Source organism: Herbaspirillum seropedicae (genome assembly GCF_001040945.1).
Classification (GTDB): Bacteria; Pseudomonadota; Gammaproteobacteria; order Burkholderiales; family Burkholderiaceae_D; genus Herbaspirillum; species Herbaspirillum seropedicae.
In genome coordinates this window covers 37,562-60,641 of sequence record NZ_CP011930.1, presented here as the reverse complement: position 1 = coordinate 60,641, position 23,080 = coordinate 37,562, and the positions used below count along the sequence as shown (strand labels likewise).

At 64.7% G+C, this 23,080-nt stretch carries 22 protein-coding genes; 11 read left to right on the top strand and 11 right to left on the bottom strand.

What is annotated here, in order from left to right; all coding sequences use genetic code 11:
* Positions 1-196: 196 nt before the first annotated feature.
* Together ACP92_RS00230 and ACP92_RS00225 are read right to left on the bottom strand one after the other, a co-directional pair.
* Complete coding sequence (locus ACP92_RS00230) at positions 197-517, bottom strand: hypothetical protein (RefSeq protein ID WP_013232130.1); 321 nt, start codon at positions 515-517, stop codon at positions 197-199.
* Positions 518-1,007: 490 nt separating this feature from the next.
* Positions 1,008-1,757, bottom strand: coding sequence for a glutamine amidotransferase (locus ACP92_RS00225; protein ID WP_013232129.1), 750 nt, complete (start codon positions 1,755-1,757; stop codon positions 1,008-1,010).
* A 472-nt stretch (positions 1,758-2,229) separates the two neighbouring features.
* On the opposite strand from ACP92_RS00225, the gene ACP92_RS00220 reads away from it, so the two are divergent.
* Positions 2,230-2,634 carry a DUF4148 domain-containing protein gene (locus ACP92_RS00220; RefSeq protein ID WP_041309923.1) on the top strand — a complete coding sequence of 135 codons (405 nt, stop codon included), beginning with the start codon at positions 2,230-2,232 and terminating at the stop codon, positions 2,632-2,634.
* A gap of 91 nt (positions 2,635-2,725) precedes the next feature.
* Positions 2,726-3,022 carry a DUF4148 domain-containing protein gene (locus tag ACP92_RS00215; RefSeq protein ID WP_041309920.1) on the top strand — a complete coding sequence of 99 codons (297 nt, stop codon included), beginning with the start codon at positions 2,726-2,728 and terminating at the stop codon, positions 3,020-3,022.
* 112 nt (positions 3,023-3,134) lie between these two features.
* On the opposite strand, the gene ACP92_RS00210 is transcribed toward ACP92_RS00215, so the two are convergent.
* From ACP92_RS00210 to ACP92_RS00200, 3 genes are all read right to left on the bottom strand, one after another.
* Positions 3,135-4,259 carry a mechanosensitive ion channel family protein gene (locus tag ACP92_RS00210; protein WP_013232127.1) on the bottom strand — a complete coding sequence of 375 codons (1,125 nt, stop codon included), beginning with the start codon at positions 4,257-4,259 and terminating at the stop codon, positions 3,135-3,137.
* A gap of 85 nt (positions 4,260-4,344) precedes the next feature.
* Positions 4,345-6,480: an FUSC family protein gene (locus tag ACP92_RS00205; RefSeq protein ID WP_013232126.1), complete on the bottom strand. Its 2,136-nt coding sequence runs from the start codon at positions 6,478-6,480 to the stop codon at positions 4,345-4,347.
* A 196-nt stretch (positions 6,481-6,676) separates the two neighbouring features.
* A complete protein-coding gene (locus ACP92_RS00200; RefSeq protein WP_013232125.1) occupies positions 6,677-7,582 on the bottom strand; it encodes a LysR substrate-binding domain-containing protein in 906 nt (301 codons plus the stop codon).
* 173 nt (positions 7,583-7,755) lie between these two features.
* On the opposite strand from ACP92_RS00200, the gene ACP92_RS00195 reads away from it, so the two are divergent.
* Entirely contained in the window at positions 7,756-9,258 is a 1,503-nt protein-coding gene (locus ACP92_RS00195; protein ID WP_013232124.1) for an acetyl-CoA hydrolase/transferase family protein, read from the top strand.
* Positions 9,259-9,276: 18 nt separating this feature from the next.
* Here ACP92_RS00195 and ACP92_RS00190 read toward each other — a convergent pair whose 3' ends face one another.
* Positions 9,277-10,272, bottom strand: coding sequence for a LysR family transcriptional regulator (locus tag ACP92_RS00190; protein WP_041309917.1), 996 nt, complete (start codon positions 10,270-10,272; stop codon positions 9,277-9,279).
* A 134-nt stretch (positions 10,273-10,406) separates the two neighbouring features.
* Here ACP92_RS00190 and ACP92_RS00185 point away from each other — a divergent pair, with 134 nt between their 5' ends.
* The 8 genes from ACP92_RS00185 (at position 10,407) to ACP92_RS00150 (ending at position 19,568) form a co-directional block, all read left to right on the top strand.
* Positions 10,407-11,645 carry an MFS transporter gene (locus ACP92_RS00185; RefSeq protein ID WP_013232122.1) on the top strand — a complete coding sequence of 413 codons (1,239 nt, stop codon included), beginning with the start codon at positions 10,407-10,409 and terminating at the stop codon, positions 11,643-11,645.
* Positions 11,646-11,847: 202 nt separating this feature from the next.
* A complete protein-coding gene (locus ACP92_RS00180) occupies positions 11,848-12,423 on the top strand; it encodes a DUF2325 domain-containing protein (protein WP_013232121.1) in 576 nt (191 codons plus the stop codon).
* Positions 12,424-12,533: 110 nt separating this feature from the next.
* The gene (locus ACP92_RS00175) at positions 12,534-13,028 is read left to right on the top strand and encodes a sigma-70 family RNA polymerase sigma factor (protein WP_269147543.1); all 495 of its coding nucleotides are present in this window, start codon (positions 12,534-12,536) and stop codon (positions 13,026-13,028) included.
* 16 nt (positions 13,029-13,044) lie between these two features.
* Positions 13,045-14,055: a FecR domain-containing protein gene (locus ACP92_RS00170; RefSeq protein WP_013232119.1), complete on the top strand. Its 1,011-nt coding sequence runs from the start codon at positions 13,045-13,047 to the stop codon at positions 14,053-14,055.
* 116 nt (positions 14,056-14,171) lie between these two features.
* The gene (locus tag ACP92_RS00165; protein WP_013232118.1) at positions 14,172-16,544 is read left to right on the top strand and encodes a TonB-dependent receptor; all 2,373 of its coding nucleotides are present in this window, start codon (positions 14,172-14,174) and stop codon (positions 16,542-16,544) included.
* A 232-nt stretch (positions 16,545-16,776) separates the two neighbouring features.
* Positions 16,777-17,028: a hypothetical protein gene (locus ACP92_RS00160; protein ID WP_041311393.1), complete on the top strand. Its 252-nt coding sequence runs from the start codon at positions 16,777-16,779 to the stop codon at positions 17,026-17,028.
* A 65-nt stretch (positions 17,029-17,093) separates the two neighbouring features.
* Entirely contained in the window at positions 17,094-17,732 is a 639-nt protein-coding gene (locus tag ACP92_RS00155) for an ABC transporter ATP-binding protein (protein ID WP_013232116.1), read from the top strand.
* A gap of 231 nt (positions 17,733-17,963) precedes the next feature.
* Entirely contained in the window at positions 17,964-19,568 is a 1,605-nt protein-coding gene (locus ACP92_RS00150) for a methyl-accepting chemotaxis protein (RefSeq protein WP_013232115.1), read from the top strand.
* A 42-nt stretch (positions 19,569-19,610) separates the two neighbouring features.
* Here the strand turns inward: ACP92_RS00150 and ACP92_RS00145 are convergent, their stop codons facing one another.
* From ACP92_RS00145 to ACP92_RS00125, 5 genes are all read right to left on the bottom strand, one after another.
* Positions 19,611-19,877: a PAAR domain-containing protein gene (locus tag ACP92_RS00145; protein ID WP_013232114.1), complete on the bottom strand. Its 267-nt coding sequence runs from the start codon at positions 19,875-19,877 to the stop codon at positions 19,611-19,613.
* A 51-nt stretch (positions 19,878-19,928) separates the two neighbouring features.
* Positions 19,929-20,909 carry a T6SS immunity protein Tli4 family protein gene (locus ACP92_RS00140; RefSeq protein WP_013232113.1) on the bottom strand — a complete coding sequence of 327 codons (981 nt, stop codon included), beginning with the start codon at positions 20,907-20,909 and terminating at the stop codon, positions 19,929-19,931.
* A gap of 89 nt (positions 20,910-20,998) precedes the next feature.
* The gene (locus ACP92_RS25005; RefSeq protein ID WP_013232112.1) at positions 20,999-21,433 is read right to left on the bottom strand and encodes a hypothetical protein; all 435 of its coding nucleotides are present in this window, start codon (positions 21,431-21,433) and stop codon (positions 20,999-21,001) included.
* Positions 21,424-21,909 carry a hypothetical protein gene (locus ACP92_RS25000; RefSeq protein WP_013232111.1) on the bottom strand — a complete coding sequence of 162 codons (486 nt, stop codon included), beginning with the start codon at positions 21,907-21,909 and terminating at the stop codon, positions 21,424-21,426. The genes ACP92_RS25005 and ACP92_RS25000 overlap by 10 nt, the downstream gene beginning before the upstream one ends.
* On the bottom strand, positions 21,906-22,964 hold the full coding sequence (locus ACP92_RS00125) for a T6SS immunity protein Tli4 family protein (RefSeq protein ID WP_013232110.1): 1,059 nt from the start codon (positions 22,962-22,964) through the stop codon (positions 21,906-21,908). Before ACP92_RS00125 ends, ACP92_RS25000 begins: the two co-directional genes overlap by 4 nt.
* Positions 22,965-23,080: the final 116 nt, after the last annotated feature.

Below are 23,080 nucleotides of genomic sequence, written 5' to 3'. Positions count from 1 at the left end.
AATGGGATTGAAGCCGCGTTTTCCGATGGTCTTTCGGCAACTTTTCCGCTGGTCAATGTTGTTATAGTTTTTTCTGATGGCACTAACACTGCCTTTCTTCATTTCTAACAAAATGAAGGCGCGGCGAGCTGATGAAAAAAAGCCCCGATCCAGCAGGACCGGGGCTTTCATCACGAATTAACGCTGCGCTTGAAGATCAGTGCGACTTGTCCACCGGTGCGGCAGGGGTGGTCGCCAGCGCCTCATTGCGCTGCGCGGTCGATTCCTGGCGCTCCTGTTTCAGCTGCGCCTTGGCCTGGGCGCGATCCTGCTTGTACTCTTGCTTGGCGGCCTTCTTTTCGGCCTTGTACTGCGCCTTTGCATCGGCATCGGCCTGACGCTTCTGCACGAAGGGATCGTTCGAGGGAGCGCCATTGGTTGCGGTGGAAGAAGGTGCAACCGGTGCGCTGCTCTGCGCCATTGCACCGCCAGCCAGGGCCATGAACAGGGACGAAATCAGAATATGGCGTGCCTTCATTTTGTTACCTCCTTACACTTTTCGAGTTAGAAACGCGATTGTTGAAACTAACAATCCGTGCAAGCACTGTACGCGATCGTGGCGCCGTTTCCGTGTCAGACAAGGACTGATTCTCACCTTCCCGGATCACGGAAATTGCCGCGCTGCATTGCAACGTCGGCGTTGGCCGTGCCTGCCTGTAGTCTGAACGTCGATGGGGGTGGTGGTTCGAGCAAAAATGCAAGCGAACGTGAGCGCTTGAAAGCATTGGTAACAGGATGGAACTACCACCCTGGGCTTGCCAAGGGGGATAGAAAAAAGGGGGGGTAGAAAAAGGGGTGTAGAAAAAGGGGTGTAGAAAAAGGGGTGTAGAAAAAGGGGTGTAGAAAAAGGGGTGTAGAAAAAGGGGTGTAGAAAAAGAGGGTGTAGAAAAAGAGGGTGTAGAAAAAGAGGGTGTAGAAAAAGAGGGTGTAGAAAAAGGGGGACTGAAAATGCGGGCTGAAAAAACGGCCTAGGCGCTGCGCCTGTGTTCCTCGCTGCCGTCCAGGCCATCCAGGCTGTGCAGCCAGCCCTGCCAGAAGCGTCGCGCCGCCTCCTCGAAGCGGCGTCCATATTGCTGGGCGTCTGCGCGCAGCCGCGCCAGGCTGATATTGCGGGTGTGGGCGATCTCATGGGCATGGCCCAGCATCCATTGCTCGACCGTGCGCACGTCCACTTCGGGGTGGAATTGCAGCGCCAGGCAATGGCGGCCCCAGGCGAAGGCCTGGTGCGGGTACATGTCGGAAGAGGCGAGGTGGCGCGCCCCGCGCGGCAGGTCGAAGGTGTCGCCATGCCAGTGCAGCACGCGGGTTTCCTGGTCCACCAGCTGGCGCAACCAGGCATGCTCGTCCAGGTGCGGGCCGGCCTGCAGGCGGCTCCAGCCGATTTCCTTGCCGCAACTGCCGGGATAGACGCGGGCATGCAGCGCTGCCGCCATGAGCTGCGCACCCAGGCCCAGGCCCAGCGTGGGCAGGTCTTCCAGCAGGCGCGCGCGCAACCAGGCGATCTCGGCGCGCAGCCAGGGATAGGCCTCGGTGTCATAGACCGCAATGGGACCGCCCAGCACGATGAGCAGGTCCGCATCCAGCGGCGAGACCTGGTCGAAACTGTCTACGCCGACGTCGAAATGGCGCACCTGGTAGCCACTGCGCGCCAGCAGCGGCGCCAATTGGCCCAGATCTTCGGAAACGACATGGCGCAGGGCGAGGGCGGTCTTGTTCATGGGCGACGACAGGTTCGTGGGAGGGAAGGAGCAGGGCGGGGTGGCCGGCTTCGCTATATCTTAGCGTATATAACGAAGCCCTGAAAAACTTGATCAAATAGTTTGAACAAGTCATTGGCATTTTGTATCGGCCCGATAGAATTCGCTTTGCGGCATCGCAAAGTCGATGCGGGGTGCGGTGGCCGACACCACAGCGAGATACCGCCTCTTTCCTATAATAATCAATAACTTATCTTTAATAGTGCCTTAACGCCTGGCCCATCCAGCATGTGCAGTTGCAGCGAAAAAGGCCAAGTACAGCATCGAAAAAACTGATTGTTCGCATTTCTGGAATGATGTATTCCGGTTTGTCGGCTTTTTCTCGGCCAGCCCGATCCCTAAACTTGGTTCCACGATGACAGCACACAACGACTGATCCACAAGCGTCGGGCCGGGTTGAAGTGCTCATCCTTATCTCTCACAAGGAACGATCATGAACACCAAGAATATTGCCAAGAACCTCTTCGCCGGCCTGCTGCTGACTACCGCTGTGGGCGCCGCCATGGCCGAAGCCCCGTATCCCGTGGAAAGCCAGTTCGTTTCCACCAAGACCCGCGCCGACGTGATTGCCGAACTGCAACAGGCACGCGCCAATGGCGAGATCCTCGTCACCGACCAATACCCGATGGACCAGCCCGTGGTCTCCACCCGTACCCGTGCTGAAGTGGTCGCAGAACTGAAGCAAGCCCGCGCCAATGGCGAACTGCTGGTCACCGACCAGTACCCGGTCGACAAGCCCTTCCACTCGACCCTGACCCGCCAGCAAGTGCAGCAGGAACTGCAACAAGCCCGCACCCAGGGCAGCGCCGTGAGCAACGCCCAGGACCGCGCCCTGTAATCCAGTCGCCCCTATTGCATCGAATCGTTGCCGATGAGCCAGCCGCCGCCCTGCGCGGCGCTCATCAGCCCCACACCAGAAAGGAAAGATCATGAACACCAAGCACCTCTTCGCAGCCCTGCTGCTGAGCACTACCGTTGGCGCCGCCATGGCCGAAGCACCGTATCCGGCCGAGACCCAGTTCGTCTCCACCAAGACCCGCGCCGACGTGATCGCTGAACTGCAACAAGCCCGTAGCCAGGGTCAGCTGCTGGTCACGGACCGCGACCAGGGCCTCAACGACGCGGATACCCACGCCGTGGCACAGAACGGCAAGACGCGCGAGCAAGTGCGCGCCGAGCTGGCGCAAGCCCGCGCCAATGGCGAGATGAAGGTCACCGACCAGTAAGCGCCTTGCGCCTGCGGCACGCTGCACGACAGTTGCCGCAGGCCAGACATGACAAGGGCCTCGTGATCCGAGGCCCTTGTCATGTCCAGCGTCTGCGCAGCGTCAAGCGCGCTCAGGCCTTCTGCGTGGGCGGTCCGTCGATGATGCTGTCGATCGCCTCGGGATCGTTGCGCGCCTCGACCTCGGCGCGCAGGCGCGGTAGCGCACCCGGATAGTTGCGGGCGATGAAGCCGATCATGTGTTCGCGGATCTGGCAGCGCAGGTCGAAGGCGCTGCCCGAATCCTTGGCTGAGACCAGCAGGCGCACCTGCATCGTGCGCTCGCTGGCATCGGTGACATGCATGACGCAGACGCGCTTGTCCCATAGCGGCAGGCTCTTGCAGACGCGCTCGAACTCGTCCCGGATGGCCTGCGTGGGCACCGAGAAGTCCAGCCACAGGAACACCGTGCCGAGGATGGTGGAAGAGGTGTGGGTCCAGTTCTCGAAGGGGTTCTCGATGAACCATTGCAGCGGCACGATCATGCGTCGCTCGTCCCAGATGCGCACCACCACGAAGGTACCGGTGATCTCTTCCACGCGGCCCCATTCACCCTTGACGATGAGCACGTCGTCGATGCGGATCGGCTGCGAAAAGGCGATCTGCAAACCCGCAAAGAAATTGCCCAGCACCGGCTTGGCCGCGATACCGGCGACGATGCCGGCCACCCCGGCCGAGGCCAGCAGGCTGGCGCCGAACTGGCGCGCGCCGGGCAGCGTCAACAGCACGAAGGACAGGCCCAGCATGGCGATGATGAAATAGGCGCTGCGCGAGAGCACCCGGGTCTGGGTGAGGATGCGGCGTGCCTTGAGGTTGTCGGCCACGTCATAGGGATTGAGATTGATGACAGTCAGGCTGACCGACTTGACGCAACGGATCAGGAACCAGGTCAGCGCCAGGATCAGGCCGATGGAAGTGAGGTAGGAAATGCTGGTCAACCCAGGGGTATTGTCGGGTGCGCCGGTGAGCACCAGGCGCAGCATGAACAGGATCACGCAGGTACGGCTGGCGCTGAAGGTGACCTCGGTAGCGGTGGTGGTGAAGGGGCGGCCCCGTGCCAGCCGCCGCACCACCGCGATCCCCACCCGGTGCAGGAACACCGCCACCACCACGGCCACCAGGGCCACGCCCAGCACGATGAGGCCGGAGCGCAGCGGGCCCTCGTTCATGTTGTAGAGAAAATCCAGGTCAATGCTCATCCATTCCCTTCCATTGGCATGTTGTCGAAGCGGCACGCAGAAGCGTTTTTCCGGTTCGAACAGGGAAGGGCGATTTTGTTTCCGCTTATTTTCCTGCGGGCATCGCGGTGTCCGCATCGAGCGTGGCCACCAGCAGGCAGGCGGTCTCCACCGCCGCGGCCTGGGCCAGGTGCATGGGGGCGGGGCGGTGGCGCAGCAAGTCGTGCAGCGCCCTGCTCTGATGCGCGGACAAGGCCGCGGCCAGCGCGCGCAGCCAGCCCAGCAATTCCGGTGACGCCGCCTGCGGGTGCGCCCAGATGTGGCTGGCCGCTGCCGCCAGCCGCCGCGACAGGGCCACCGCAGTGCGTCCGCGGCCATGATCACGCTCGGGCCAGCCGCGCTCGCGCGCCACCCGTTGCAGCAGCAGGCCGGCTTCCACATTGGCCACGCAGGCGGCGCGGCGGTGGGCGTGCAGCGTGGCCATGGGCGGCGCAGCCGGCGTGGCCAGGGCCTCGATCAGATAGGCCAGGTTGAGCTGGGCCATGCGCTGCAATTGCGCCTGCGGATCTTCGGGATGACGGCGCGGCCAGAACAGATAGCTGGCCAGCACTGCCACCACCGCGCCGATGACATTGTTGCCGGCGCGCAGTGCGGCATTGGCCAGTTCGTGCGCAGGATCGCCGCCCACATCGGCCACCAGCACGAATACCGGCGTGAGGAAGGTGGCGTACAGCCCATAGCTGACCGGCTTCAAGGCCATGGTCAACACCGTGAGGGGAAACACCAGCAGGGCCAGCGCCAGCGGCGAATGCACCACCAGGCAAAGCACCACGGCCAGCACGCCGCCCACCACGCTGCCGACGGCGCGCTCCATGCTGCGCGACCAGCTTTCGGCAATGCTCGGCTGCATCACCAGCATGGTCGCCATGGTGGCCCAGTAACCGAAGGGCAGTTCCAGCAGATGCACGATGAGGTAGGTGGCGCCGGCCGCTGCCGCGCAACGCCAGGCGTGATGCCACTCGGCCGATCCAGTGGCCGCATGCGAGGCGGCCTTGCGCCACCACGCCCGCACACGATGCAGCAGGATCGCCGGCAGGGCGGGTGCGGGCGCAGCGCTGCGGGCCATCAGCTTGAGTCCGGCCGGGTCGTCGCTGCCCACGGCCAAGGGCGTATGCACCTGTTGCAACAAGCGGCCTGTGCCGCTGGGCAGGCGCGCCACCAGTTGACGCAGACGCGCCATGATGCGCGCATCCTCGTCGGCGGCAATGGCTTCGCCCTGGCTCATGGCGGCCTGCATGGCCTGCAGCTGGCGGGCAATGCCGGCCAGCACCCGCGTGGTGCGCTGGCGTGCGCGGGGTTCCTGGTAGTGCGTCAGCTGCAGGTCCACCAGCAGGGTGACGCCATCGAGCAGATCGTCAGCGCGGGCCAGGCGCACCAGCAGGTTGTCGTAGAGGCGGCGCGATTCGGTGCGCTCCACGGCCACGGCTTGCAGGGCGCGACGCGCGGCGGCGATGTCGAAACGCGCATGACGGCGTGCATGCGCAGCCAGGTCGGCGGCGTGCATGGCGTAGGCCGGGTCGTCCAGGCCGTTGGCCGCGGCAATGGAGGCCAGCTCGGCCAGCGTGCCGTAGGCGCGCGCCACGGCTTGCCGCGCCGGCCCGAAGGGATGGATGCGCCACACCGTCAGCCCCAGCAGCAGCGCCCACAGGCAACCACCAAAGTAGATCAGCACGTGGCTCTGGGAGAGCGGCCACAGGATCACCGGGGCATCGGCCATGATGGCCGAGACGCCGGCGGCCAGCATCAGCACCAGCCCGGCAGCGGCGCCATAGATGCGCGAGAAGCCCGCCACGCCGGCGCAGGCCATGATGGTCAGCCAGCCCAGTTCCACGCTCAGGGAAGCGGCGCTGGCGGCGACCATTCCGCCCAGCGTGGAGGCCAGCGCGAAGCCGCCCATGGAGGCCAGGCGGGCGCGGTTGGAACCGGCGCTGTCAGCCAGGCAGGTGAGGAAGGCGCCGATGGCGGCCCAGGAAAACAGGGGATTGCCCAGCCATTCGCCCAACAGCAGCATGGCCGCCGCGCTGCAGGCGGCGCGCAGGCCTTCGGACAGATTGGCGTGGCGCAGGGGGAATTGCGCGCGCCAGCGCTCCACGCGGGTGCGGCAGCGGCGGCAATGGGAGAGCAGGAGCAGGCGGTACAGCGAGAAATACTGGGAAAAACGCGGCGTCAGGAGCGGCGGCATGATCAGGTGGGCGGAGGGAGGCGGCTGGCGTGGAGAGTGCCGACACCTGCGCGCTCATGGCCGCAACGACGTCATTCCGGTTCCGCCGGCGCGGATGAAGAGGGGAGGCAGGTATCGGCCTGATCAGTATAGGAAAGCGCTGCATGCACGGTATGACTTAAGTTCCGATATTGCATTCCCTCTGTGCATGGATGCTTCAGCTCGCGCTCTTGCGCAGCTTGCCGCCCGCGAACAGTTGCGCGGAGACCGCCATCCAGGCGTGGGCCGCATGGGAGAGATAGCCGCCCCGGGTGACGTAGGCGACCTTCCACTGCACCTCGGGCTCGACCAGCCGCACGGCCTGCAACTGCTGGGTGGCCAGGCGGTGGATGAAGGGCTCGGGCAGCAGGGCCGTCCCCATGCCGGCCAGGGCCATGGCCACCAGCCAGTCCCACTGGGCGCTCTGGGCCACGATCTCGGGCTTGATGCCGTGTTCGCGGAAGACGCCGCGCAGGCTGCGGGTCAGGCCGAATTCATTGTTGAGCAGGACCAGCGGCATGCCATCGAGCTGGGCGCAGCGCAGGCTGGCGCGGTTCTTCTGGAAGCTGCCGGCCTGGGCCACGGCCCACATCGGATAGCTGGCCACCGGCAGGGTTTCCAGTCCCAGTTCAGGATCGGCCGGCAGCACGGTCATGCCGATCTCCAGTTCGCCATTGGCCACGCGCTGCTCGATCTGCGGTCCGGTGTCTTCCTGCAGGACCACGGCGATGTCGGGATGACGTTCGCGGAAGGCCTTGAGCACGGGCGTGCAGAGGATGTTGATCATGGGCGGGATGCCGATCTCCAGCCGGCCCGAGCGTAGCGCCTTGGTATCGCGCACCTCGGCGTGCAGGCGCTGCATCGCGGCCAGGATCTGCTGGCCCTGTTCGTAGACCACGCGGCCGGTATCGGTGAGCTGCAAGCGGCGGCCATCGCGGATGAGCAGCGGCGCATCCACTTCTTCCTCGAGCTGGCGCACCATCTTGCTGACGGTGGACTGGGTGACGTGCAGGGCGTCGGCGGCGCGACTGAAGCTGCTGTGGCGCACCGTTTCGGTGAAGTAGCGCAGGGCGCGGATATCCATGGCGAGGGACTTTCGGCGGGGTAGGGAGCTATGCGTTCTATGACTGGAAAACGGGAATTTTAATCATACAGCGCATAGTACGCGGCTCCTATACTTGGACCAACAAGAATGCAAGAAGTCCGTCACGGATGCACTTCTCACTCCCTAAAGAACCCGAGCAGGAGCACACTCTCATGGATAGCCAGCGCATCCGCCAGCCCGCCTTGGCGGGCAAAGTCATGTCCGCCGCCGAGGCGGCCACCTTCTTCCACAACGGCATGACCATCGGCCTGAGCGGGTTCACCCGCGCCGGCGACGCCAAGGCCATGCCGCGCGCGCTGGCCGACCGGGCGGCGCAGGAAGAACTGCATTTCACCGTCATCACCGGCGCCTCGCTGGGCAACGGCAGCGATGGCCTCATGGCCGAAGCGGGCCTGCTGGCGCGACGCCTGCCCTTCCAGGTCGATCCGACCCTGCGTCGCAAGATCAATGCGGGCGAGGTGATGTTCATCGACCAGCATCTGTCTGAGACCGCCGAGCAACTACGCAGCGGCACACCCTCGCGCATCGACATCGCCGTCATCGAAGCCGCCGCCATCACCGAAGAGGGCATCGTGCCGACCATGTCGGTGGGCAATTCGGCCAGCTTCGTGGAGCAGGCGCGGCAGATCGTGATCGAACTCAACACCAGTGTGCCGCTGGCGCTGGAAGGCTTGCACGACATCTATCTGCCGGCGGCCCGTCCGGCGCGTGAACCGATCCCGTTGACGGTGGCGGACCAGCGCATCGGCAGCACCACCATCCCCTTCGATCCGGCCAAGGTGGTGGCCATCGTGCTCACGCAGACGCCCGACAGCCCCTCGTCGGTCTTGCCGCCCGATGACGAGACCCGCGCCATCGCCGGCCACGTCATCCATTTCCTCGAATGCGAAGTGGAAGCGGGCCGGCTGCCGCATACGCTGGCGCCGCTGCAGGCCGGTATTGGCACCATTGCCAATGCGGTGTTGCATGGACTGGTGGAGTCGCCCTTCCGCAACCTGGTGATGTATTCGGAAGTCTTGCAGGACAGCGCCATCGACCTGCTCGATTCGGGCCAGCTGGCGTTTGCGTCGGCCTCGTCGATCACGCTGTCGCAGGACAAGTATGCGCATTTCCTCGCCAACATCGACCGTTACCGCGACAAGGTAGTGCTGCGTCCGCAAGAGATCAGCAACCATCCCGAGCTGGTGCGCCGGCTGGGCATCATCGGGTTGAATACGGCGCTGGAGTTCGACCTCTACGGCAATGTCAATTCCACCCACGTGGGCGGCACCCACATGATGAACGGCATTGGCGGCTCGGGCGATTTTGCGCGCAATGGGCAGATCTCGATCTTCGTATCCAAGTCGGTGGCCAAGGATGGCGCCATTTCCAGTGTGGTACCGATGGTCTCGCATGTGGACCACAGCGAGCATGATGTCGATGTGCTGGTCACCGAATGGGGCCTGGCCGACCTGCGCGGTCTGGCGCCGCGCGAGCGGGCGGTGAAGGTCATCGAGCAGTGCTGCCATCCGGACTATCGCGCCCAGCTGCGCGACTACTTCGAGCGCGCCTGCCAGGCCGGCGGCCACACACCGCACCTGCTGGGCGAGGCCTTCTCGTGGCACCAGCACTACGCCCGCCATCGCACCATGCGGCTGGACCAGCGCGCCGGCTAGGCGCAGCGGCCAGGGCGCTCAGGACGGCGATGCGCCCCAGCCCACGGCCTGATGCACCACCGCCGGCATGGCTTCCTTCATGGTATCGATGAAGTGGCGCAGCCGCGCGGGCTGGAAGCGGGCATAGGGGTAGAGCAGGCAGACCGGCAGCGGGGCCGGCTGCCAGTCCGGCAGCAACTGCACCAGCCGGCCCGCAGCCACATCTTCATTGAGCACCCAGGACGAACCGACGGCCACCCCCAGTCCCGCGACGGCGGTATTGCGCAGGGCGTACAGGCTGTCGGTGACCAGTTGCGGACGGAAGGAGACCTGGCGCTGCTCGCCCGTGTGGGCGTGGGTGAGGGTGACTTCGCGGCGGTAGAAGGCGGGAATGGCGATCCAGGGCAACTCGGCCAGGTCGGCCGGGTGGCGCGGCATGGGGCGGCCGGCCAGCACCGAGGGCGCCACCACGGTCATGCGCGGCACTTCGGCCAGGTGGATGGCCACCACTGAGGGATCGTTGACCTCGCCGACCTGGATGGCGCAGTCGATGCCCTGGCTGATGAAGTCGGCGGCGCGGTCATGCAGCAGCCATTCCACCGTGATGCGCGGATGCTGGCGCATGAACTGCGCCAGCGGTCCGATCAGTTGCTTCTGCCCAAAGGCGTGCGGCACCACCACCCGTAACGCACCCTCGGCATGCTGGCGCGCACCGCGCAGCTCGTTTTCGAAATCATCCCAGCCGGCCAGCAATTCCTTGGCGCGCTCGTAGCAGCGCTCGCCGTCCTCGGTCATCTTCATCGCGTGGGTGGAGCGTTGCAGCAGGCGCACCCCGAGCGAGCGCTCCAGCGTCTGCAGGCGGCGGCTGATGGTGGGCTGGGTGGTGGCCAGTTGCGCGGCGGCGGCCGAGAGGCTGCCGGCTTCGACGATGCGCACGAAGGTCTGCATGAGCTCGATGCGGTCGGTCAGGCCGGTGGCCGAAAAGGCGGGGGAGGCGGGGGAGGCAGGGGAAGCAGGGATAGAGGGCTTGGTCATACGGCTAACGTATAACAATTCTGCCGTCGGCGCTACTACCGCAACCCCGCCGGGTGGCGGAAAATCCGTTCCAACGCTGGCAGAGAGGGGATTTCCCGGGTCGGCAGCACGACTACCTGAACGGAGTTTCCACCATGAATACCATTCAAAAGACGCATACAGGCCACACCGGGGCACAACCGGGGGCCTCGGCCCATGGGCTGTCTTCTTCGCTGATCCTGTTGCTGGCCTCGGGGGCCGGCCTGGCCGTGGCCTCGTTGTATTACTCGCAACCCATGCTGGGGGTGCTGGCCGATGACATCGGCGCCTCCGAACGCGCCGTCGGCATGGTGCCGATGTCCACCCAGCTCGGCTATGCGCTGGGCATCCTGTTGCTGGCGCCGCTGGGCGACCGGTATGACCGCCGCCGCATCATCCTGATCAAGGCCGCCATCCTGACGGCGGCGCTGCTGCTGGCTGGCGCGGCCTCGGGCGTGGGCGCGCTGCTGGCGGCCAGCCTGGCGGTGGGGCTCACGGCCACATTGGCCCAAGACATCGTCCCGGCGGCGGCAAGCCTGGCGCCGGAACAAAGCCGGGGCCGCGTCGTGGGCACCGTGATGACGGGCTTGCTGCTGGGCATCCTGCTCTCGCGCGTGGTCAGCGGATTCGTGGCCGAGCATTTTGGCTGGCGCGCCATGTTCGTGGCGGCTGCGGTCAGTATCGCCCTGATCGGGCTGGCGGCGTGGCGCGGGCTGCCGCGCTTCCATCCGACGACGCACCTGTCGTATGGCGCGTTGATGGCTTCGCTGGCGACCTTGTTCAAGAAGCATGGGGCGCTGCGCCGCGCCGCGCTGGCGCAAGGCTTGCTGTCGGTCGGCTTCTCGGCCTTCTGGTCGACCCTGGCGGTGATGCTGCACGGCGCGCCGTTCCACCTCGGCAGCGCAGCGGCCGGCGCGTTCGGCCTGGCAGGCGCAGCGGGTGCACTGGCCGCACCCTTGGCAGGGCGCATCTCGGACAAGAAGGGCCCGGAACTGGTGACCCGTCTGGGCGTGGGTCTGGCCATCGTGTCCTTCGCCGCCATGGCGCTGTCGCCGTGGTTCTCGACCCAGGGGCAGCTGGTGCTGCTGGCAGTGGCTGCGGTGGGTTTTGACCTGGGCGTGCAGGCTACCCTGGTGGCGCACCAGACCATCGTCTACAGCATCGAGCCCGGCGCTCGCAGCCGCCTCAACGCCATCCTGTTCGTCGGCATGTTCATCGGTATGGCCGCTGGTGCAGCCTTGGGCAGCCTGGTGCTGGCGCAATGGGGCTGGATTGCCGTGGTGGCGCTGGCAACGTTGGCAGCTGGCTTGGCGCTGGTGGTGCGCCTCTGGCCGGGCGCCGCCCGCGCCCGCTGAGGATGAGACCGCTACTGAAGTGACGGTGCGGCAGTCAACGGTCCCGACTTTGTCGGGACCGTTTTTTTTATATTTTTCCAGCGAGCGGGGAAATAACCCTGCTGATGAAATCAGCAAATGACAATCATTCTCATCTATAATCGGTAGCCGTTCGTCGTGACGCAGCTCCTGCGGCCCGACGTGACCGCAAGGGAGACAAGACATGAACGAAGAAACACAGCCCGCACAGCCCACACCGCCCCCTGATCCTGCGTCGGTGGAACACGCTATCCTGCTGCGCCACCTGGCCGCCGTGCAGAAACGCTGCAGTGAACTGCTGACGCAGCAGGCGCAGGAAATCGCCCGCCTGCGCGGCCAGACCATGCAATTGCGCGCCCAGATCATCGCCCGCGACAGCGCCCTGGCCTGGGCGCAGGCCGACCGCGCCGCGCTGGAAGCGGCCGCGCCGGACCTGGCGCCGCGCGTGCGGCTGGCGCGCAAGGTCAAGGAGCTGCATGCACGGCTGCAAGACCTGATGCGCGAGAAATTGCAGATGCCGATCTCGGCCAGCCCGCCCTCGACGGCCGAACCCGACCTGTCCGAACTGGAGGCCGGCATCGTCGCGGCCGACCTGGTGATCTGCCAGACCGGGTGCTTGAGCCATGGCGCCTACTGGCGCGTGCAAGACCATTGCAAGCGCACTGGCAAGACCTGCGTGCTGGTGGAGCAACCGGAACACTACCGGGTCGTGCGCATCCACCAGGTTCACGAAGCGCTGCAGCTCGACAGCGACGGCTGAGGAGGGGCGGCCGGCAGCGGCATTGTTAATGGTAATCACTATCATTTATACTGGACACTTTGCAGCCTTTGCCTGCCCTTCTGCCTACTTGTCCAGGGATGCCGGTTCCCATGTCTATCGAAGCCCTCTATTGCGACCACCATTCCTGGCTCAAGGGATGGCTGCAACGTCGTCTCGGCAATAGCGAGCAGGCGGCGGACCTGGCCCAGGACACCTTCCTGCGGCTGCTGGGCAGCGAGCGTGTGCCCAGCGTGATCCACGAGCCGCGCGCCTACCTGACCACGGTGGCGCAACGGCTGGTATCGAACCTGTGGCGCCGCGAGAAACTGGAGCAGGCCTACCTGGAGGCGCTGGCGCAGGCCCCGGTGGCGCTGGCGCCCTCGCCGCAGGAGCAGGCCATCCTGCTGGAAACCCTGCTGGAGCTGGACCAGCTGCTCGACGAGCTGCCTTCCATCGTGCGCCGCGCTTTCCTGCTCTCGCAGCTCGACGGCCTGACCCACGCCCAGGTCGCAGCCGCCCTGGGCATTTCCATTCCGACGGTGAAACGCTACCTGGTCAAGGCCTTGCAGCGCTGCTATTTCGCCGACATCTCCTTCAGCGCCTGAAGAGCCGGGGCAGCTGTTGGCGCATTCATCCTGGTACCAGCCCACGGCCGACGCCGCCGACGTGCCGCCGCAGGTGGCCGAGCGGGCACTGGAATGGCTGCTGGAGCTGCAAACCCAGCCGCTTGCGCCGTCCACCCTGGAAGCCTGGGAGGCCTGGCGGAGCGCGCATCCCGACCATGAACGCGCGTGGCGGCGCATCGAATCGGTACGCGGTCGCCTGCAGGCGCTGGCTTCACCGGTCAATGCCGCCCTTGCCCAGGCCGCGCTCACACCCTCCGGAAACCGCCGCCAGGTCATCAAGACGCTGGCGCTGCTGGTCTTTGGCGGCGGCGTCGCCTGGGGACTCACGCGCTCCGAACCCTGGCAGCAATGGCGCGCCGACCTGCGCACCGATATCGGCCAGCAACGCCGCCTGGTGCTGGAAGACGGCAGCCAGTTGGTGCTCAACACCCACAGCGCCGTCAACCTGGCCTTCAGCGCCGAGGAGCGTCGCCTGCGCCTCATCAGCGGCGAGTTGCTGGTGACCACTGGCAAGGCCGGCGGCGGCCGGCCCTTCCTGGTGGAGACGGCGCAGGGCCTGGCCTACGCCCTCGGCACCCGGTACGCGGTGCGCCAGCGCGCGGGCCGCACCGAGGTCAGCGTCTGGGAAGGTGCGGTACGCCTGGTCCCGCGCCAGGCAGCGCAACAAGCGCGGGTGTTGCAGGCGGGCCAGCAAGCCGCCTTCAGCGCGCAGGGCGTGGGCGATGTCACGACGGCCGATGAGACCCGCATGGCCTGGACCGATGGCGTGATCGTGGCGCGCGGCATGCGGCTGGACGCCTTCCTGGCCGAACTGGGCCGCTATACCACCGACCGGCTCAGCTGCGCGCCGGCCGTGAGCGGCGTGCGGATCTCGGGCTCCTATCCGGTGGCCGACAGCGACGCCGTCATCGCCACCCTGGCCGCCGCGCTGGGGCTGCAGGCCCAACTGCGTCAGCGCTTCTGGGGTGGCCGCCAGTGGTACCTGGCGCCATCGCCCGATGCATGAACGGCTTGCGTTGAGCCGTTTGCCGATCTGGCGTGTCAAGGCTGGGAGGAAGGCGATATGGCACGCCTCCCTGGCGAATCCGACTTTCTGACCCGACCTGGAACCAGCGTATCGACATGAGGCAGGCAAGCAAGGCAGGACAGTGGCGGCGCACAGCAGCGCTGCTGCTGGCGCTGTCGGGCAGCGTCACGGCGCAGGCCCAGGCGACATGGCGCAGCTACGCCATTCCGGCAGGCAAGCTGGAAGACGCGCTTGCCCGCTTCGGCCAGGAAGCCGGGTTGTTGTTGTCGTTCCGGCCCGAGCAGACGGCCGGCATGCACAGTGAAGGACTGGCGGGGCAGTATGAGAGCGAGCAGGGCCTGGCTGCGCTGCTGGCCGGCACCGGGTTGCAGGCGATACGTCAGGCCAATGGCAGCTATCTGCTCAAGCCGGTCGACACGCTGGCCAGCGCGCCCCTGCCGGCCGTGACGATCCGGGCGGCGGCCGATACCTCGGCGTACGCGGGGGCTTATCTGGCCCGCGGCGGCGCACTGGGCGTACTGGGCAATAGGGCGGTGATGGATATCCCGCTGGCTACCCTGAACTACACCAACGAGCTCTTGCAGGACCAGCAGGCCCGCACCGTGGCCGACGCGGTGCTCAATGACGCATCCATCCGCATGCTCACCTCTACGGGCGGCTTTGGCGAGACCTACCAGATCCGTGGCTATGGGCTCACCAGCGGTGATGTGGGCGTCAATGGGCTGTTCGGACTGGCCTCCGGCAACCGCATGCCGGCGGTGATGATCGAACGGGTGGACGTGCTCAAGGGGCCGGGTACGCTGTTGCATGGCATCAGCCCCGAGGGCAGCATCGGCGGCAGCATCAACCTGGTGACCAAGCGTGCCGAGGACGAACCGCTGACCCGGCTGACCGCGCTCTACCAGAGCCGCCGCCAGCCGGGCGTGCAGGTGGATCTGGGCCGTCGCTTCGGTACGCAGGACGCCTGGGGCATCCGCTTCAACACCGTCTTGCGCCGGGGCGAGGCCAGCATTGCCGGCGGCCGCCAGGACGCCGGCGCTGGCGCACTGGCGCTGGACTACCGGGGCCGTGGATGGCGCTGGTCGCTGGACGCCTACCGGCAGCGCGAGAACAGCAGCGACTTCCGTCCGCAGGTCGGCTTCTTGCCGGGTGTGACGGCGCTGCCGGCCCCACCGTCGGGGGACCTGGATTTCTTTTCGGGCAACCAGTTGAGCTTCCAGGACGACGCGCTGCTCACGCGGGTGGAGGTTGAGCTCAGCGAGCAGCTCAGCGCCTACGCCGCCGTGGGCCAGCGGCGCAGCGCCACCCAGCAGAACCTGCCCACCGGCTCGGTGGACGCCAGCGGCGCAGGGAGCGTGCGCAATGCCTATTACGACACCGCCAGCCGCACGCTCAGCGCCGACGCCGGGCTGCGCCTGCAAGCGGCCACCGGAGCGGTGCGGCACGGCGTGTCGCTGGGTGTCACACGGCTCAGGCAGCAGGCCGGCAATGCCTACCTGGTCTCAGCCGACAGCAGCGCCTACAGCCTGTATGCCCCGGCCACGCTGCCCGTCATCAGCGCAGCCCGCACTGAACCGCGCAAGGCCTACGATATGACGCTGGACAGCCTGTCGCTGACCGATACGCTGCGGCTGCTGGAGGATCGCCTGCAACTGCTGGTGGGCGCGCGTCGACAGTCGGTGCGCTATGACAGCTTCGATACTGTCAGCGGTGCGCAGCTCTCCTCCTATGAGGCCAGCGCCATCTCGCCGCTGCTGGGCTTGGTCGTCAAGCCCGTGGCAGGGCTCTCGCTCTATGCCAACACCACCTCGGGGCTCACACGCGGCACCATCGTCCCTACCGGCCTGGCCAATGCCGGCCAGGTGCTGGCGCCCTATCGTTCGCGCCAGCTGGAGGCCGGCGCGAAGCTGGACTGGGGCAGGGTGATGACACAAGCGGCCTGGTTCCAGATCGACAACCCCAGCGCCGTCATCACCACGCAGGCGAGCACGCCGGCCAGCAGTTCCTACGGCTACGACGGCCGCCAGCGCAATCGCGGACTGGAGCTGTCGGCCTACGGCGAGCTCATGCGCGGCCTGCGCCTGCTGGCCAGCGCCACCTTCTATCAAGCTCGTCTGCTGCGCACCGCTAACGGCCTCAACGATGGCCGCACCGCTCCTGGCGTGCCGCTGCGGGCGGCCAACCTGAGCCTGGACTGGGAACCGGCAGGGCTGCCCGGGCTGGCCTTCTCGGGCCGCATGATCCATACCGGTCCGGTCTACTACGATGCCGCCAACACCCTGCGCCTGCCCAGCTGGACGCGCTGGGATCTGGGGGTACGCTATCGCAGCCGCCTGGGCGAGCGACCGGTGGTATGGCGGCTGAACGTGGAGAACCTCTTCAATCACAGCACCTGGCTGCTGGACAAGCCCTACGTCACGGTAGCTGCGCCGCGCACGGTGTTGTTGTCGATGCAGGTGGATTGGTGAGGCCCCGCATGATCCGCTTGCAGCGCGATGGGGAGGGGATGCTACGTGATGCTGCATCTGGCCCAGCCCGGTTTTCTCCAGAGGAACATCGTGCGCAACACCCACCGTTGCGACCACATCTTCTATAATCGTCGCCAGGAGACAACCCATCGCCAGCAGTTGCCAGACAGATATCGCGCCGATCCGGCCCGGTACGCGGCGACGATGCTGCGAGCAACGCACGGTGAACGGCATGGCACTGTATTTCAAGAACAAGCGACACAAGACTTTCCTGGGCGCCCCCGTGGGCTGGCCGTTGATGTTCCTGATGGCCATCGACCTGTGCATCGCCACGCTGATGTTCCTGTCGGATCACGACTGGAGCGGGCTGATCCTGCTCTATCCCCCGCTGGCGCTGGCCTTGGCCATGCTGGCCGACGCCCGCAAGGAAAAGCAGGCCGCCGAGCAAGCCCAGCGCCAGGCCGCCCGCCGCCAGGGTCGCTGACTACACCGCCCGGCCCAGTGCGTCCGCGCTGAGCCGGCTTCCCCGAATCGCCACGCCTTGCACCGATGACCCAAGCCTCCGATCGCACCGCGCTGCTGCTGGTATCCCGCCTGAATTTCTCCTATCCCGGCCTGGACCTGTTCCAGGATTTCTCGGCCCGCATCACGCCCGGCCTGACCCTGGTGCGCGGCGGCGATGGCCGAGGCAAGACCACGCTGCTCAACCTGCTGGCCGGCCTCATGCCGGTGCGCGATGGCGTGCTGGAACTGGATGGCCTGCGCCTGGACAGCGAAGCCGAGAATTACCGGCGTCAGGTCTTCTTCATCGACCCCCGTAGCGAAGCGTATGAGCAGATGACGCCCCCGGAAGTCTTCGCCGCCCTGGCCGAACGCCATCCGCATTTCGATCACGCGCGCTTGCCGGCGCTGACGGAAGGCCTGTCGCTCACGCCGCATCTGGAGAAGAAGCTCTTCATGCTCTCCACCGGCAGCAAGCGCAAGGTCTACCTGGCCGCGGCCTTCGCTGCGCAGGCCACGCTGACCTTGCTGGACGATCCCTATGCCAGCCTGGATCGTGCGTCCATCAACTTCGTTGCAGCCATGCTCAACGCGCATGCTGAGGATGCGCGACAGGCGTGGGTGGTGGCCATGTACGAGACGCCCGAAGCCATCAGGCTGGCCGGCACTATCGATCTCGGGGACTGAGCGGCAGTCTGCAGCGCCGTTGCCGCATGGGCTGCGGTCTCTGAGCTCATCCCCATCCTTGCTCACCTCCCGATTCCTCGTGTTGCCTGCATGCGCAGCCGCGCTTGGTTTCCTCCCGTCCGTCACCTATGCTGAAATAGGCGGGATGCAACCTGGCGCCACGCATGGGTTGTTTTTCGGTTACCGCCACCAGCTTGCCTGCTGACAACCAACGATAACAGGGGGAATTCCATGCAACTATCCAACGTAACCATTCGTGTGCGCCTGTGGCTGGGCTTCGGACTGCTGATGGTGCTGATGCTGGCCATGGCCGCCAGCGGCATCGCTCGCCTGGGACAGCTCAACGCGCAGATGAAGGATGTGATCCACGACAAGTATCCCAAGACCGTCGTGGCCGGGGACATCGTCGACCAGCTCAACCTGATCGCGCGCTCCGTACGCAACATCCTGCTGCTCAAACGCGAACCGCAGATCAAGAGCGAGTATGAGCGCATCAGCGGCGCCGACCGCGCCATCCGCGAGGACCTGGCGCAGCTGGACAAGCTGCTCACAGATGGCGATAGCCGCGCTGCCCTCACCACGCTGGTGACGGCCCAGAACGCCTATTTCGAGAAACGCGACAAGGTGCTGGCGATGGTGCAGCAAGGCGGCAAAGAGGGGGCGATCGATATGCTCATCGACGAAGTGCGGCCCGTGCAAAGCGCCACCATGAACGCGGCCGACGCCCTCATCAGGCAACAGCACGAGATGATGAAAACCGCCGGCGATGAAGTCGAAAGCAACTACGCCCAGGCGCGTACGTTGTTGCTGCTGTTGGCCGCCGCCGGCCTGGCCGCCGCCGCCGTGATTGCCTGGATGATCACGCGCAGCATCACCGCCCCTCTGGATCGCGCCGTGCGCGTAGCCGAGACGGTAGCGGCCGGCGACCTGACCTCGGCCATTGATGCGCACGGCCGCGATGAAACCAGCATGCTGCTGCGTGCGCTCAAGAAGATGAATGACCGCCTGCTGGACATCGTCAGCCAGGTACGCGTCTCGACTGATACCATCGCCACGGCCAGCAGCGAGATCGCGCGCGGCAATCTCGATTTGTCTTCGCGCACCGAAGAGCAGGCGGCATCGCTGGAGGAAACGGCCTCCTCGATGGAGCAGCTCACCGCGACCGTCAAGCAGAACGCCAGCCATGCCGGCCAGGCCAGCCAGCTGGCCGGCTCCGCTTCGGACATTGCGCGCCAGGGCGGAGAGGTGGTCGGCCATGTGGTCGAGACCATGGGCGCCATCGACGCCTCCTCCAAGAAGATCGTCGACATCATCGGGGTCATTGACGGTATCGCTTTCCAGACCAACATCCTGGCCCTAAACGCCGCCGTGGAAGCAGCCCGCGCAGGCGAACAGGGACGCGGCTTTGCGGTAGTGGCCGCCGAAGTGCGGGCGCTGGCCCAACGCTCGGCCACCGCCGCGCACGAGATCAAGGCCCTGATTGCCGACTCGGTGGCGCGGGTAGGCAATGGCAGCAAACTGGTGGAGCAGGCCGGGCGGACCATGCATGAAGTGGTGCAGAGCGTGCAGCGGGTCGGGGAAGTGGTCAACGAGATCAGCAGCGCAGGCCAAGAGCAGAGCGCGGGCATCGAACAGGTCAACCTGGCCATCGTGCAGATGGACCAGGTGACGCAGCAGAATGCCGCACTGGTGGAGCAAGCAGCGGCCGCCGCGCAGGCGCTGCAGGACCAGGCCGCGCAACTGGCGCGGATGGTATCGATATTCAAGCTGGAGGACGCGGCGTCAGAACCGAGGCGCGTGGCAGCGCCGGCCAGCCCTCGACTGAGTTACGCCTGAAACCTCTGTGCTCGGAGTGTGGGCTGGCGGGATGCGGCAGGGTCAGCGTGCGGTGAAGTTGTCCGTGCTGGCGATGAGGGTGGCGCCGCAGCTGGTCTTGTGTCCTTCGTAGGCCACGGCGACACCATCGATCTTGTGATGGGGATGTCCTTCGGCGATGGTGCAGTTGTCGTGTCCCTGCTGCGGACAGCTGCAGGCGTCACCGACCCGTGCGACGGGCAGTCCGCCGACCTTGAAATGGGTGGTGCTCACTTGCGTGACCTTGCCTCCGTGGGAGGTGGCGTCACCGAGGCGGATGATGTTGGGCATGCGGATTCCTTTCAAAGGGGAGCGGCAGGGGAGGGGGAGGGCCTGTGCCCGCTATGGTGACGGGCTGGAGGCTTGAGGCGGGATGGCCGGGCGCAGGCGGAAGCTGTTCAGCACCTCATCCCACAGCTGCAGGGCTTGCGCATCGGACATTCTGGTCGCTTGCGCATTGCTGTTCTTGTCGTGATGGCCGGTGGTCAGTTCGATCTTGATGGCGGGGGTATCGAGCGTACCTTGGCCTTCGGTCTCCCAGATGAAGCTGTGACTGCGTCCACCGCCGCGGTTGGGCGTGGTGGCCAGGAATTCCTGTCCCTGGTAAGGGCCGACCTGGCGGTCGCCCTTGCGCAGGGTACGCACGGCGGTGGCGAGATGACCTAGCGTCTGCAGCCCGCTGCTCATGCGATCAAGCAGCGGGCGGTCGTGCTTGCTCATGGCCAGGGGGTAGAACCAGAGGGAGACAAAGGCATCAGGGTGGCCGGCAATGTCGATATCGATACCGGCTTCTTCGTTTTCCCAATCCGGATTGGCGATGAAGCCACCTTCGAAGCAGTAGCCGGGGTCTTGGGGAATGTCATGCGTAGCCCGCTTGCGCAGGGCGGCAAGCGTTAGTCGCATTCGTTCTATCGCGTCGGCCTGATAACTTGGCATGCCCGCAGGAGGTGGGCTCATGCCGGCCTCTGTCTTGAACAGATAGCGCGTCCCATCAATCCAGCGATATCCCTCTACCTGCGCGATTTCCTCGATAAAGCTCTCCTCCCAATAGACCAAGATTCGCGAATGTTGATCAGGCTTGATCAGCATTCGCAACAGACTAGGTTCGGTTTCATGCTTGATTGATCTGAGAGTCTTTACCTTGGCATCTAGTTCTGCCTCAAATTCTTCCAGGCTCATGGCTTGGGGCGCCTCCAGCCGAGCGAAGTCATATCGATAATTGCCTCCACTGAGTGTCGAACCTGCTGGCATATCCAACATAAAACGCCCAGTACAGAACGTTGAGACGGAAGGTACAGCTCGGCTTGCTTGGGCAAAATTCATGATGCGCAATCCTTGATAAGGTGAAAGGTCTCCAGACAAGGACGTCAAGATCAACACTGCCAGGACGACCTTTGAACGCGGAGATATTTTCATGATCCGCTTTCTTCAAAAGCATTAGCCACCAGCTTGGAAGAACTGACGATCCTGATGATTGAATAGAGGGTGACCGCCTGTGAAATCGGAGCGTTGTAAGAGAACTGATGGTCATAGCTTTCATGCCCTTTTCGCTTTCCTTCATGCTTGAAAAGCTGCACGACATGCGGCTTCGGGGCGGCTCCCACCACTTGCCCGGCACCCTCAAATCCGGCGCGGATCCGCTTATAGGTGGCCGGTGCGCCAATGGCCGGCATCACGGCGTGTACCGGATAGAGCGCTTCAGCAGCCTGCTGCAACTGCTTTTCCTGCAGCGGCGTGAAGGGCTTCTGCGCCCCCAGCCTAGCCGCATCCTGCCGCGCCATGACGAGTTCCTGCCAATGTGAAGTCAGCTTCCTGCCCCGGCTTGCGGGATCGAAGATCAAGGCCATGCTGCTCTCCAGCAGTGAAAGAATGGACAAATAGCTGTCCGCGTGGAGTTGCCCCAGCCCCACCATTTGATGCGCTCGGCATCGGTCTTGCCGGGGGCAAAGGCCAGCAGCGTCTTGCTGATGTCGTCGGGATAGGCCGAGCCGTCTTCGTCCGCCTCGGTATTATCGGGATTGAGCAATCGCTGCCGATCAGCTGCGGTGCGGCCGACATGCTTGAGCGCCAGCGCCAGAGTTTCCCATTTGCCCTCCGGAGGAAACCACGCCGGCCCCTTGCCGCGTCCCTTGAGCTTGAGCCGCGTGCCCATGATGCTGGGCACAAACACGACGGGGATTACGATGTCCGGACTGGTCAAACACAAGGCGCGCACCTTCATGCGCTGGCCGGTCAAGACCGACTGGGCGACATCGTTGCCTTGTTCGTCCCAGGCGGTCGGGACTAAGCGCGTGGGGCCAGGGCCTTTTGACTGCATGATCATGGCTGGCTTTCCTCTGTATCGGCAACGGGACGCAGGCGGAAACTATTGAGCACCTCATCCCAAAGCTGGATCGCCTGAGCATCGCTCAACTTTGTCTTTTGCGGATTGCTGTCTTTATCGTGATGACCGGTGATCAATTCGATCTTCAGCGCAGGCGTGTCGAGCGTTCCCTCGCCCTCGGTCTCCCATATGAAACTGTGGCCGCGCATCCCACCGCTATTCGGGGCGCTGACCAGGAATTCCTGGCCTGTGTAGGGACCAACCTGGCGCTCGCCCTTGCGCAGCACGCGCACGGCGGCGGCCAGGCGGCCCAGCGACTGGATTGCACTGCTCATGCGCGTCAGAAGAGGCTTGTCGTGCTTGCTCATCAACAACGGGTAGAACCAGACGGAGACAAAGGCGTCGGGGTGGCCGGCGATGTCGATGTCGATGCCGGCTTCTTCGTTTTCCCATTCCGGGTTGGCGATGAAGCCGCCTTCGAAACAATATCCGGGCTCAGTGGGAATATCGTCATCTTGACGAGTTCTCAGGTTCGCGAGCGTCTCTCGCATTCGTGCAACGGCGTAGTCTTGCCGGCTGGTGATCCCAGGGGGAGGCGGGCTCGTTCCTGCCCAGGTCTTCAGGAGAAACTGGACCCCATCCATCCAGAGATACCCATCGACCTCAGCAGCGGCAGTAATAAAGGCACTTTCCCAGTACACATGTATTCTGGAATGGACGTCAGGTGATTCCACCACGCGTAGGAGACTTGGTTCGCTATTGTGCTTTTCCTCTTTGAGCAAGCGCTCCCTTTCTGCGAGACGAGCGGAAAATTCCTCGAACTCTAAGGCTTGCGGTCGCTCAATGTGCGTAAAGTCATAGATGTAATTTCCACCACTTAACGTTGAGCCTTTTGGTACATCAATCAGGAAGCGGCCGACACAGAAGGTAGTCATGGGGCTAGGTGGTTTTTTCATGCTTCCAGATCCGGGATAAATTGACAGGTCTCCAGACATCGCAACAGTACATAACACTATCGAGATGCCATTGATGAAAAACGAACTCTTGAGATTCATGATTTATTGAAGTCCCTTCGCACCCATTCCGACTCGCTGACGATGCTGACGATGGAATAGAGGGTCACTGCCTGCGTGATCTTGCTGTCGTAGGAATACTGGTGGTCGTAACTATC